Annotated in this window: 12 protein-coding genes; 10 read left to right on the forward strand and 2 right to left on the reverse strand. The window is 35.4% G+C overall.

Annotated elements, in window-relative coordinates:
* A complete protein-coding gene (rlmF, locus tag V6255_RS06865) occupies window positions 1-999 on the forward strand; it encodes a 23S rRNA (adenine(1618)-N(6))-methyltransferase RlmF (RefSeq protein WP_341627486.1) in 999 nt (332 codons plus the stop codon).
* 682 nt (window positions 1000-1681) lie between these two features.
* Here rlmF and satP read toward each other — a convergent pair.
* The gene (gene satP, locus V6255_RS06870) at window positions 1682-2260 is read right to left on the reverse strand and encodes an acetate uptake transporter (protein ID WP_341627487.1); all 579 of its coding nucleotides are present in this window, start codon (window positions 2258-2260) and stop codon (window positions 1682-1684) included.
* A 307-nt stretch (window positions 2261-2567) separates the two neighbouring features.
* On the opposite strand from satP, the gene V6255_RS06875 reads away from it, so the two are divergent.
* From V6255_RS06875 to V6255_RS06910, 8 genes are all read left to right on the forward strand, one after another.
* Complete coding sequence (locus V6255_RS06875; RefSeq protein WP_341627488.1) at window positions 2568-3335, forward strand: ABC transporter ATP-binding protein; 768 nt, start codon at window positions 2568-2570, stop codon at window positions 3333-3335.
* Window positions 3336-3425: 90 nt separating this feature from the next.
* Window positions 3426-4199 (forward strand): ABC transporter substrate-binding protein, encoded by a 774-nt coding sequence (locus tag V6255_RS06880; RefSeq protein ID WP_341627489.1) that lies wholly within the window; start codon window positions 3426-3428, stop codon window positions 4197-4199.
* Window positions 4200-4343: 144 nt separating this feature from the next.
* A complete protein-coding gene (locus tag V6255_RS06885) occupies window positions 4344-5084 on the forward strand; it encodes an ABC transporter permease subunit (RefSeq protein WP_341627490.1) in 741 nt (246 codons plus the stop codon).
* 2 nt (window positions 5085-5086) lie between these two features.
* On the forward strand, window positions 5087-5761 hold the full coding sequence (locus tag V6255_RS06890) for an ABC transporter permease (protein WP_341627491.1): 675 nt from the start codon (window positions 5087-5089) through the stop codon (window positions 5759-5761).
* 475 nt (window positions 5762-6236) lie between these two features.
* Window positions 6237-6452: a TIGR02450 family Trp-rich protein gene (locus V6255_RS06895; RefSeq protein WP_341627546.1), complete on the forward strand. Its 216-nt coding sequence runs from the start codon at window positions 6237-6239 to the stop codon at window positions 6450-6452.
* A gap of 181 nt (window positions 6453-6633) precedes the next feature.
* A complete protein-coding gene (locus tag V6255_RS06900; RefSeq protein WP_341627492.1) occupies window positions 6634-7626 on the forward strand; it encodes a YheT family hydrolase in 993 nt (330 codons plus the stop codon).
* Window positions 7627-8173: 547 nt separating this feature from the next.
* The gene (udp, locus tag V6255_RS06905; RefSeq protein ID WP_341627493.1) at window positions 8174-8932 is read left to right on the forward strand and encodes a uridine phosphorylase; all 759 of its coding nucleotides are present in this window, start codon (window positions 8174-8176) and stop codon (window positions 8930-8932) included.
* A gap of 47 nt (window positions 8933-8979) precedes the next feature.
* Window positions 8980-9387, forward strand: coding sequence for a cytidine deaminase (locus tag V6255_RS06910; protein WP_341627494.1), 408 nt, complete (start codon window positions 8980-8982; stop codon window positions 9385-9387).
* A gap of 153 nt (window positions 9388-9540) precedes the next feature.
* On the opposite strand, the gene V6255_RS06915 is transcribed toward V6255_RS06910, so the two are convergent.
* On the reverse strand, window positions 9541-10902 hold the full coding sequence (locus tag V6255_RS06915; protein WP_341627495.1) for a hypothetical protein: 1362 nt from the start codon (window positions 10900-10902) through the stop codon (window positions 9541-9543).
* Between the two features lie 416 nt (window positions 10903-11318).
* On the opposite strand from V6255_RS06915, the gene tal reads away from it, so the two are divergent.
* The gene (gene tal / locus V6255_RS06920) at window positions 11319-12269 is read left to right on the forward strand and encodes a transaldolase (RefSeq protein WP_341627496.1); all 951 of its coding nucleotides are present in this window, start codon (window positions 11319-11321) and stop codon (window positions 12267-12269) included.
* Window positions 12270-12294 lie beyond the last annotated feature (25 nt).

Raw genomic sequence — 12294 nt, forward strand, 5'->3', positions numbered from 1 at the left:
GTGAATAAAAAACTTAACACGGCTAAAAATGCTGCAAATGTTAAAATAGGTAAGGGCGCCTTACACCCACGCAACAAACATGTTGGGCAATATGACTTTCCAACTTTAATTGCGGCATGCCCAGAGTTAGCGCCTTATGTTATTAATAATCCTAGGGGCGATTTCACAATCAACTTTAGTGACGCTCAGTCTGTGTTGCTATTAAACAAAGCGTTATTAGCACACTTTTATAATATTAGTTTTTGGCAAATACCGCCTGGTTACCTGTGTCCGCCGATCCCTGGACGCGTTGATTATATTCATTATATTGCTGACTTATTAAGTGAGTCATTTAATGGCAACATACCAGCGGGAAGCCAAATTAAAGGACTTGATATTGGTTGTGGTGCAAACTGTATTTATCCTATCTTAGGAAGCCGTAGCTATGATTGGTCTTTCGTGGGAAGTGATATTGACGCGATAGCAGTAAAAACAGCTTCACTATTAGTGAGTGCAAATAAAAATATCAGTAAAAAAATCATTATTCGTCAGCAAAAAAACGCACAACATATATTGTCTGGCATAGTAAAAAAAGGCGATCGCTTTGCTTTTACTATGTGTAATCCTCCGTTTCATTCTTCAATGGAGGAAGCTTCTGCAGGGAGTTTGTTAAAACAGAAGAATCTCAGTAAAAAGTCTAAAGTGGCCAATACTGTTAATAAAGATGCCTCAACGCCTACTTTAAACTTTGCAGGGCAAGCACATGAACTTAGCTGTGCTGGTGGAGAGATTGCTTTTGTTAAGCAAATGGCGATAGAAAGCTTATTAGTTAAAAATAACGTTTGTTGGTTTACGTGCTTACTGTCAAAGAGTGAAAATGTGAGTCCCCTTAAAAAATTGTTAGAAAAGCAAAATACACAACAAGTAAAAGTAATTGAAATGTCGCAAGGGCACAAAATTAGTCGTTTCATTGCATGGACTTATTTAGATGTTGAACAGCAAAAAGCATTTTTTGCTTAAAGCTTAAACTTGAAGACGGCTTTTCATACGCTTTTCAGGTATTGCTATTATCTCAACGGAGTTGTTCGTTAAAAATGAAGCATTATTTAGTGTATTGGTTAGCAGTCTTAAATATTATTAAATCTCATCATGAAAATAGAAACCGTCATTAATCTGAATAGAGCTTAATGATTAACCTTTACGTGTTTTTTATTACTTTTCATATTGTCTATTTACAACATAGAGGGTAACTCATGCTAGCTGCTACTATTGTAGAGTTTAATGTTATCAAGGGATGAAATATGAGCTTTGTAAGCTGTAGATAGCGACGACAGAGTTAATGCATCAACACACTTTTTGTCTAAGCTCTGCACTCTAGGTTCAAGGCTACATTGCCCTGAAATGGGAAGTTTATCGTTTATGCTCAATAGCTAAGTTTAAGAGTTTATGAGCATGATTTAAAGAATCTCAGAGAAAGAACAAGGTCGATACTTAAGGTAGGTAAACTTACAGCTTTACATAAGTTAAATATCGCAACCAATTTATTAAAGTCATCAACCTAGCTTTGTAATTACTTAATATTCTAAAGTAGTCGTTTTACTGCTAAATAATAGATACAAAAAAGCCGAACAAATTTTGTTCGGCTTTTTAATGGTTAAGTACTTAGTGCTAACTTAACTGATTTATTCTTTTCGAATAAAGCTTAACGTTCACCGATAGGCAATATAGTACGGCCATATTGTTCGTTAATAACTTCAGCCATTGCTAAGTAAATTGCGCTTAAACCACAAATGATACCTTCGTATCCTGCAATATGACCGATCAATTCATTACCAGTAAAGTCACGAATAGCGAGTAAAAAGAATAATACAGTTAAACTACCAAAGATAAACTGCAGCACTCGGTTGCCACGTAATGTACCAATAAACATGAAGGCTGTGAAAATGCCCCACATGACTAAGTACCATGCCATAAATGCATGAGGTGTTGCTTGAGTTGGACCTTCATCAAGACCTAACTGTGGAAATAACAGCAATGCAACTAAGCTGATCCAGAAAAAGCCATATGAAGTAAAGGCTGTTAATCCGAATGTATTTCCTTTTTTAAATTCTAAAATACCAGCAATAACTTGTGCGATGCCGCCGTAGCATAAACCCATTGCAAGAATCATTGCACTAATTGGGAAAAAGCCAGCATTGTGGATGTTTAATAGAACCGTTGTCATTCCAAAACCCATTAGTCCTAACGGGGCTGGATTGGCGTAATTAATTGATTGTGACACGTCATTTACCTTTTTGTATTATTTATTAAATTAAAATCGCGCGCACGATACCATGAAGCCATTTTTTGTAAAGGGAATCCGTACTCCCTCTTGTTTTTAGTCAATTTAAAGTATTAAATTAAAAAAAATACAGCAATAAATTAAAAAAAATGATCTATATTTTGTTTTTTCATAAAAAATGAAAATTAATCGTTTGTACATTTTAAAGCATTGGTGCAAAGTTAACGTTTGTATAGATTTTATTAACTCATTCAACAAACTAGGTACAATACATAATGAACCCGCTAAATTATAATGAAACTTGCTAATGACAGTACCTACTCTATCAATAAGAAACTTACATAAATCCTTCGCCGATAACCAAGTATTAAAAGGGATAGACTTAGAAGCTCACAAAGGTGATGTTATTTCTATTCTTGGTGCGTCGGGTTCAGGAAAAAGTACTTTATTACGTTGTGTTAACCTATTGGAAACGCCTACGTCTGGTGATATTTTAGTTAATGGTGAATTAATTAAAATGAAATCGGATAAAAAACGTGGTGCGATACCTGAATCGAATAAACAAGTAGAGCGTATTCGTAGCCGTTTAGCGATGGTCTTTCAAAGCTTTAATTTATGGTCACATTTATCTGTGCTTGAAAATGTTATTGAAGCTCCTGTGCATGTACTTGGTGTGCCAAAGAAAGAAGCTATTGTTAAAGCTGAAGCCTTATTACAGCGCGTTGGTTTATACGAACGTAAAGACTATTATCCTGGACAGCTTTCTGGTGGGCAACAACAACGAGTTGCGATTGCACGTGCATTGGCTGTTGAACCTGAGGTTATGTTGTTTGATGAACCAACATCTGCATTAGATCCGGAGTTGGTAGGTGAAGTTTTAGCTGTGATGCGTGACTTAGCTAAAGAAGGGCGCACCATGTTAGTGGTGACACATGAAATGGCTTTTGCCAGAGACGTCTCCAATAAAGTATTATTTTTACATCAAGGTTTAGTGGAAGAACAAGGAAAGCCGGAAGATATTTTTACAAACCCTTCTTCGGAACGTTTTAAACAATTTATATCAACCGTTTATTAATTCATTTATATTAAAACGATTGTCATAGTCAGTGACAAAATAATTTATATCTAAATAAAACAGTTATCTATCATAAAATAAGGAAATACCATGAAAAAACTTAGTCTGCTAATCGCATTATTTGCATTCTCATTTAATGTTGCACATGCAAAAGAATGGAAAGAAATACGTATCGGTGTTGAAGGTGCATACCCTCCGTTTAGTAAAACAGAAGAAGACGGTAGTATTACAGGTTTTGATATCGATATCGCGAATGCGTTATGTGCTGAGTTAGAAGCTAAATGTACATTAGTTAAACAAGATTGGGATGGCATCATTCCGGCTCTATTAGGCCGTAAATTTGATGCAATTATTGCAACAATGGATATTACTGAAGAGCGCCAAAAGAAAGTGGCATTTACTAAAAAATATCAACATATCCCAGCTCGTTTTGTCGCTATAAAAGGCGTAGCGTACGAAGCAACTGAAGCATTTATGGAAGGTAAAAAAATTGGTGTTCAGCGTGCAACAACAATGGATTTATATATTTCGGATAACTTCCCTTCTGCAAAAATTAAACGTTACGGTTCTGCTGATGAAGCATACTTAGACTTAAAAGCAGATCGTCTTGACTACGTAATGGCTGACTCTGCAGCAATTGCTGATGGTCTATTAGCTAAAGATGGCGGCGATAAGTTTGAGTTTGTTGGCCCTAAACTAAACGACCCTAAGTGGTTTGGTTACGGTGCAGGTATTGCAATTCGTAAACAAGATAAAGACTTAGTTGAGCAGTTAAACAAAGCAATTGACGCTATCCGTGCAGACGGTACGTACAAAACTATCCAAGATAAATACTTCACTTTCGATGTATACGGTCAAGAATAAGCGTTGTTATTGTTAATTTCTATTAACAAGCGTTGTTAAAACAGAAAGGGTGACAACAACTTTTAATTTTTTATAGGTTGTTTCATCCTTTTTTATTATGCCTAACGAATGATTATAACGGGCATTAATTAAAAAGAAGTTTATATGTTTTCTTTATATGGTTACCAAGATATTTTTTTAGAAGGAGCATGGTTAACACTGCAAGTGGCCTTGTTATCCCTAGTACTTTCTGTCGCATTGGGTTTGTTAGCTGCTTTAGCTAAGCTATCTCATTCAACAATTTTGACGAGTATCGCGACGCTATACACTACTATTATTCGCGGTATCCCTGATTTAATTTTAATGTTACTAATCTTTTTTGGTGGGCAATTGCTTATCAATGATATGAGTTATAACCTTAATGAATGGTTAAATGAAACGATCACAGGTTATTACCCTAACCATGAGTGGACCGCTTATTTACCAGAATATATTGATATTAGCCCTTATTTTGCTGGTATTGTTACCATTGGTTTTATTTTTGGGGCCTATATGGCGGAAACTTTTCGAGGCGCTATTTTATCCGTTGATAAAGGTCAATTAGAAGCGGCTACAGCTTACGGTATGAATAAATACAAACGTTTCTTTCGTGTTATGTTTCCACAAATGATGCGCCATGCATTACCTGGTTTAGGTAATAACTGGTTGGTTTTATTAAAAACAACGGCATTAGTGTCGATTATAGGTTTGCAAGATATGGTAAAGATTGCCGGTGACGCATCGGGATCAACACAAAAACCATTTACCTTTTACTTGGTTGTTGCATTAATTTTCTTATTTTATACCGCTGTTTCTACTACTGCTCTTAAATGGGCAGAACGTAAATACAGTATACAAACGAGGTAAATATGGATTTTTCAATTATTCTTAATGAATACCAATTTTACCTTGAAGGTTTATGGACAACGACATGGTTAGTCGCGCTGTCATTATTAATTGGGTTAGTAATTGCAATACCTGCGGGTGTTTTACGTAGCCATCAAAATTGGTTAATTAAAGGGCCTATTTGGGCTTACATGTATTTCTTCCGCGGCTCGCCGTTATTAGTGCAATTATTCTTAATTTATTATGGCGTAGCGCAGTTTGATTCATTGCGTGAAAGCTGGTTATGGTATTACTTTCAAGAAGCTTGGTTCTGTGCTTTATTGGCCTTTTCATTAAATACAGGTGCTTATACTGCTGAAATCGTACGTGGTGTGATCAATACGATGCCTAAAGGTGAATTAGAAGCCGCAAAAGCTTATGGAATGAGCCCTTGGCAGATACTGAAACGCATTACCTTACCTAATTCATTAAAACGTGCCTTGCCTGCATACAGTAATGAAATTATTTTTATGATTCACGGTAGTGCTATTGCTGGTGTTGTAACTATAGTTGATATTACAGGCGCTGCTAGAGTCGTTAATGCTCGTTATTATGCGCCCTTTGAAGCTTATTTAGCCGCGGGCGTTTTATATATGTGTTTAACTTTCTCTGTTATTTACCTATTTAAGTTATGGGAAAAAAGCTATCAACATCAATAGTCGACTGTTGATAGTTTTGTTCAAAGTCAATCGTGATTAAAAACAATAAAGGTGCTGTTAATTTTATCGCAGTACCTTTATTAATAAAATTGTGAGATGACGAGATCCAAATTATTCATTAGACTGCTTATTAACTAACCTCAGTTCTGTATAAGCAAAGCGATACAACCCCGCCATTTCCAAGGGGATCTGCGTTAAATTATATCTCAATAACCTGTTATGGCTTCAATAATTCACCTTGAACTACGCAAATGATTAATTAAATAACTCTATTCATCGAACACGCCTATTCATCAAATAATCTTATTAACCAACTCATTCAACTTACTAGCCAGCCAAATTAGTCTCTTTAAGTATTTCGTTGTTTAATAGTTTTCTTGTATTGTTTTTATTCGGTCTGATCTCATTACTCATTAATTTCGTATTATTTAAATCATTGATCATATTATTTTTTAATGCACTGGGAGTATTCGCCATCAATAAAATTAACCCTAAAAAACTGCTTCGTAGTAAATGGACGGCAGTTAAATCTATTAACAAAGAGAAGCACTTTTTAATTACAGAAGTCGATTTTGACGAGGATGGAGGTGTAATTTTGTGTTTATTAGAAGCGATCATTTCACGTCGAACAACAGATATTAATTGGCATGATTTAAAAGACACTGAACAATGGTTACAAGGTTGGAAGTAACACATATTATTTCTTAAGGTTGTTATTAGTAAGACGATTTATAATTAAAGTTATTCATTATATTCTAACTTGGCATTAAAAACGTTATTCTAAAGTTATTTATTTAGAAAACAGAACGGCTGTTTTATAACTCGTTTAACTGTGTTTTGTAAGCCGACAAACTTAATGATCTTGGAGTCACATGGAACAATTTATACCGGCAAAAGGCCTTTCTAACAAGCATTTACAATCTATATTGTCTAGTGCTGGCCCACGTAAGTTCTTTGAGAAACGTCGTAGTGCTGAGTTGCTAACATCTTCCCAATCAGAAGTGATTACCACTCCTCAAGGTGTAAAACTACTTGGCTCACTTTCAAAAACTAAAGCTGCACGTAAAGGGGTAGCAATTCTTTTACACGGCTGGGAAGGGTGCTCTGAATCTTTGTATATGTTATCTAATGGTCAAAAGTTATTAGATGATGGTTACGATGTATTTCGTTTAAATTTTAGAGATCATGGTGGCACCCAGCATTTAAATAAAGATCTTTTTAATTCAATGCGTTTAGAAGAAATCGTAGAAGCAGTAAAATTCTTATGTCAAAAATATGGTGGTCCACATAATCTACTGTGCGGGTATTCTTTAGGTGGAAATTTTTGTTTACGCGTTGCTAACTTAGCCAAAGAACACAATATAAAGCTGGATCAAGCCATTGCAGTTTGTCCTTTATTAGATCCACCTACGACAATGAATGAATTAAATAATGGCTTTTTTATTTATGAAAAGTATTTTGTTAAACGATGGAAAAGCTCTTTATTTAAAAAGCTAAAACACCATAATCATTTCACTTATGGCGACCAACTTAAAAAGCTAAAAACATTAGATGAAATGAATGAATTTTTTGTTATTGGACATACTGATTTTACTAGCACGCAAGAATATTTTGAAGGTTATTCGATTCTCGGAAATGGTTTAAGTAAACTTGCTATTCCTACCACCATCATAACCTCTTTAGATGATCCTATGATTCCAGCTAAACAGTTAAATGATCTATTTTCTTCTGAATGGTTAACTATTGATTTACAGAAAAATGGCGGACATTGCGCATTTATCCAAAATTGGAAGTTAGAAAGTTGGGCGAGTGAACGAGTGGTTTATTTAGCGAATAAACAATATCAGAAATGTTTATCGCTTTAATTTTATCTTTAGCGGTCGCTTTATATTTTTCTCTCGTTTCGTTCCTTTCTTTATAATTAAAGCAATTGATTTTTATGATGTTTTAATGGAAAAAATGAATGCTATTTACCCTTATACTTTTTTAAGCCACTTTCACTATAGCGTTTAAGACACTTTAATGTGAACTTGGTTGATGGCTAAGCAATACTTTATTACATGCTATGTTATTAAGCTTAATGAGCAAAAATTACAAAGTATCTTTTATTTTTATAACCACATATTTTGTGTATGGAAAGTATCTGCTCTATTTTTTAGCCATTGTGTCGATCTAGATCTCACTTTGTTGCCTATTTACTAAATACACTGATTTTACTTTTTAAATATACACCTTTCATTTTCAGCCTGATCAGCACAACTCGTGTTACTAAAGCAGACTAAACAGATGAATCATTTAAGGTGTTCGATTTCATTGTTGCTAATTGAGTGAGCGCTGCGATTAACTTATAAATTAAGTATTTAAATAAACTAACTTGTGGCAGTGTGGCTGCCTTTTGAAAAGGAAAATATTATGTCTGATGTATTTCATTTAGGATTAACTAAAGCGATGTTAGATGGTGCAACGTTAGCGATTGTACCGGGCGATCCTGAGCGTGTTAAGCGCATTGCTGAATTAATGGATAATGCGACGTTTTTAGCAAGTCATCGCGAATATACTATTTATCTTGCGTACATCGATGCTAAAGCCGTGGTGGTTTGCTCAACGGGTATTGGTGGTCCATCAACGTCTATTGCAGTGGAAGAGCTTGCACAATTAGGTGTTCGTACTTTCTTACGTATTGGTACGACTGGTGCCATTCAACCGCATGTGAATGTGGGTGATGTGATTGTGGCACAAGCATCGGTTCGTTTAGATGGAGCAAGTTTACATTTTGCACCGTTGGAATATCCTGCAGTTGCTGATTTTAATGCGACCACGGCGATGGTTGCTGCTTGTCGTGATGCAAATATTGAACCTCATGTCGGGATCACTGCATCAAGTGATACTTTTTATCCGGGACAAGAGCGCTATGATACGGTTTCTGGGCGTGTTATTCGTCAGTTAAAAGGTTCGATGCAAGAGTGGCAAGAACTTGGCGTACTAAATTATGAGATGGAGTCATCTACCCTATTTACTATGTGTGCATCGCAAGGATGGGCAGCCGCTTGTGTTGCTGGGGTTATTGTTAACCGCACGCAGCAAGAGATTCCAGACGAAGCAACCATGAAAAAAACAGAGTCTCAAGCGATATCAATCGTTGTTGCTGCCGCTAAAAAATTATTAAAATAAAAAAATTAGCTATTAAAGTTCTGAGCTATAAAAACAGGGAATATAAAATGAAAAAAAATTACTTTAGCGAATTAAAAGTGTTATTAGATAACAGCTCTGCACCTTACTCAGGTTTTAATGTAGCTTCTGTTGTTGTCTGTAAAGATGGACGAGAGTTTAAAGGTGTTAATGTAGAATCTGCGGCTTACCCAACAACTATTTGTGCAGAACGTAACGCTATTTTCACTGCTGTCGCAGAAGGCATAAGTAAAGGTGATATACAAGAAGTGCATATTGCAGCTCGTAACGCAGATAAACTGTTAGTAACTGCACATCCGTGTGGTTCGTGCCGTCAAGTGATCGCAGAGCAATCAATGAATGATTGTTTAGTTTATAGCTACGAATCAGAGTCTGTATATACACAGAACTCGATTGCCGATTTATTGCCTTTTGCTTTTTTAGGGGCTGAGCTTTAAAGCTTAAGAACCTTAGTTAGAAGCATAGGAGCAGTCGTATTCGTCTTATGTTTCTAGCTTCTAACCCTTATTGCATGTATTAGACCTTAAGCTTGACCAATTAAAAACACGTTAGGTTGTCCGTACTGTTATTTTCCTATATTGATCCAATACTCAATCGGTGTAATCACTCAAATAAATAGCTTCGTTTAACAGTTCACTTGCGGTTAACGGTGCGTCTATTAAACCAAATGACATTGCAGCTGTTTTATTTCTGTAAACCTCACAAAAATTAAATAACACACGATGAACCTCTGAAAAGTTAGCAATAGTATTAAAACTATTTAAACTTTTATTCAAATTTTGTTCTAAATAAGTGTAATAACGATTTAAATGCTCGGTATCATTTAAGCTAAAAGGCGTATCATTCTTTAAGCTATTAGTAATAGAAGAATAAGCGCCGAGTTCAAAGCTAAACCAACGATCTCCCCACCAACCTATTTTTTTATTGTTAAGTGTTTCTTGGTTATTCAAAAAGGGCAAATAATAATAAACATCTGCAGTACCGGTCTTAATTTCAGGGTAAGCGGACATCACTGCTGCTGCTCGAATACTACTTTCTAATTCGATGTAATAGCTATAACGCTGGGCTTTTTGAATAAAAGCTCTTAATAATGAAAAGTGTACATAAACGAGCTTATTGGGATACAGCAAGTTGCAATGATTAATGGCTTTTATCTCTCCAATTAATAATTTTTCAAAGTGCTTACGATATAAAGTCTGCTGATAATGTTGTTTAATTTCATTTTCGACGTTGTTAGCATGAGTATCTTTAATGATCGTATCTTCGCAGGTGTTGTAAATATCTTGGTCAAGTAACTTTTGTTTGGTTAGGTTATTGGTTTGTAATAAAATATAACCGCTACCGGCTTCTCCGCTGAGCAGCGTATAGAAGCCACGTTTATGATGTAAATGCAGCACTTTACCTTCAGTTTGTAATGCAATGTATTTGCGCTCCATCACATCTTGTTCTTTTAAACGACTATAATTAGTCAATAAAAGTGATAATTTTTCAAGGTAGAAGTAATAAAGCCGTGCAGATAACCCTGTTTTTCTAATGGCAACATTGATATCTAAATTATCAATAATCGTTTCTAATACTGCTCTAATCGCATCAATATTCTTGTGTTTACCTAAGCTATATATGCGATTGCAATTTGTGCACTTTAAGCGTTGTGTTCCTGCGCCTGTAAAACCATGTAATTTTGCGCCATTTTTTTCGTTAAAAAAGAAGTATTGATAACAGTATTTACAGTGAGTAATTTTTCTGGCGAAATGAAAAGCAAGTTTTTCTTTTTGGATATTTTCAATTAATTCGTTATTGATCCAGGGCGGATTGCTCCCACAGGCTTTACATTCAACTGAAAGGTAGCCTAAACGTCTACTTTTATAAACATAGTCTTCGCTTCCATTTACACCAAAATTTTTGCAACTTATTGTTTTGCAACAATTAAAGTCATATCTCATATCAAACATAATGTTCACCTCTTAAGTGCCACTTTAGCATAAACAACATATTTTGTTAGTACCAGTAAATGCAAAGATTCCAATGTTAAATCTAGTGATCTAGATCTCATTTTAAGATGGTTCGAATCCCTAGAATTTGTTAATAACGAAATGGCAAGAAAGAAAGAGTCAAGAAAAATGTTGGTGTTGTTTACAGATAGATTTTAGAGATGTTGGACAGTTTTTCAACCTTATCTTTATCAAGTGAATAATATAACCAGGCATTTTTTGAATTTTTTAGGGATTATTGAGGTTGATTTGGTTTAACCACCTAGCAACGTCAACTTATCCCTTTTTTTATCGTCACAATCTCTTTTACAAAAAGATGAGATGCCTTCTAAGTTGTTTCAGCTTGTTAAGGATTAATAGAGTGAAAGGAAATAAATATGCAGAATAAATTAGAGCAGTTACGCAAAGTAACAACCGTTGTTGCAGATACCGGTGATATTGAAGCAATTAAACAATATCAACCTGAGGATGCAACAACTAATCCATCACTTATCTTAAAAGCGGCAACTATCGAAGCTTATGCACCACTAATTGAAAATGCTATCGATTATGCAAAAAATCAAAGCACAGGAAAGCAACAACAAGTAGAAATCGCTTGTGACATGTTAGCTGTCAATATTGGTAAAGAGATTTTAAAAACAATACCAGGGCGTATTTCTACCGAAGTTGATGCACGTCTTTCTTATGACACCGATGCAAGCTTAGCGAAAGCACGTCAACTGATAAAAATGTATAACGATGCAGGAATAAACAATGATCGTATCTTAATCAAGCTAGCAGCTACTTGGAATGGTATTCAGGCCGCTAAAGTGCTTGAAAAAGAGGGGATTAACTGTAATCTCACGCTGCTTTTTTCATTCGCTCAAGCACAGGCTTGTGCTGAAGCCAATGTGTTTTTAATTTCGCCATTTGTTGGCCGCATTATGGATTGGTATAAAGCGAAGCAGGGAACAGACTTTTCTGCTGCTGAAGACCCAGGTGTATTGTCTGTAAGTAAAATTTACGACTACTACAAAGCACATGGTTACAAAACGGTTGTGATGGGCGCAAGTTTCAGAAATATCGGTGAAATTTTAGAGCTTGCTGGTTGTGACCGGTTAACGATTAGCCCACAATTATTACAAGAGCTAAGTGAGACAGAAGGGCAGGTTGAAACCAAATTATTTTCTGATGTCGATGTAAAAGCAGCCCCAGCACCGTTAACGGAAGCTGAGTTTTTATGGGCTCATCATCAAGACCCGATGGCCATTGAAAAATTAGCGGAAGGTATTCGCAATTTTGCCATCGATCAAAATAAATTAGAAACCATGATTATGGAAAAATTATAGTCATTGTTTAAGAAATTTGGTTTGT

This window comes from Psychromonas arctica (assembly GCF_038155225.1).
GTDB lineage: Bacteria > Pseudomonadota > Gammaproteobacteria > Enterobacterales > Psychromonadaceae > Psychromonas > Psychromonas arctica_B.

Excerpts from the sequence above, each read along its gene's own strand:
- udp (WP_341627493.1), top strand. The coding sequence starts at position 8,174 with ATGTCTGATGTATTTCATTTAGGATTAACTAAAGCGATGTTAGATGGT.
- V6255_RS06880 (WP_341627489.1), top strand. The coding sequence starts at position 3,426 with ATGAAAAAACTTAGTCTGCTAATCGCATTATTTGCATTCTCATTTAAT.
- V6255_RS06900 (WP_341627492.1), top strand. The coding sequence starts at position 6,634 with ATGGAACAATTTATACCGGCAAAAGGCCTTTCTAACAAGCATTTACAA.
- V6255_RS06910 (WP_341627494.1), top strand. The coding sequence starts at position 8,980 with ATGAAAAAAAATTACTTTAGCGAATTAAAAGTGTTATTAGATAACAGC.
- V6255_RS06885 (WP_341627490.1), top strand. The coding sequence starts at position 4,344 with ATGTTTTCTTTATATGGTTACCAAGATATTTTTTTAGAAGGAGCATGG.
- V6255_RS06915 (WP_341627495.1), bottom strand. The coding sequence starts at position 10,902 with ATGTTTGATATGAGATATGACTTTAATTGTTGCAAAACAATAAGTTGC.
- tal (WP_341627496.1), top strand. The coding sequence starts at position 11,319 with ATGCAGAATAAATTAGAGCAGTTACGCAAAGTAACAACCGTTGTTGCA.
- V6255_RS06890 (WP_341627491.1), top strand. The coding sequence starts at position 5,087 with ATGGATTTTTCAATTATTCTTAATGAATACCAATTTTACCTTGAAGGT.
- V6255_RS06875 (WP_341627488.1), top strand. The coding sequence starts at position 2,568 with ATGACAGTACCTACTCTATCAATAAGAAACTTACATAAATCCTTCGCC.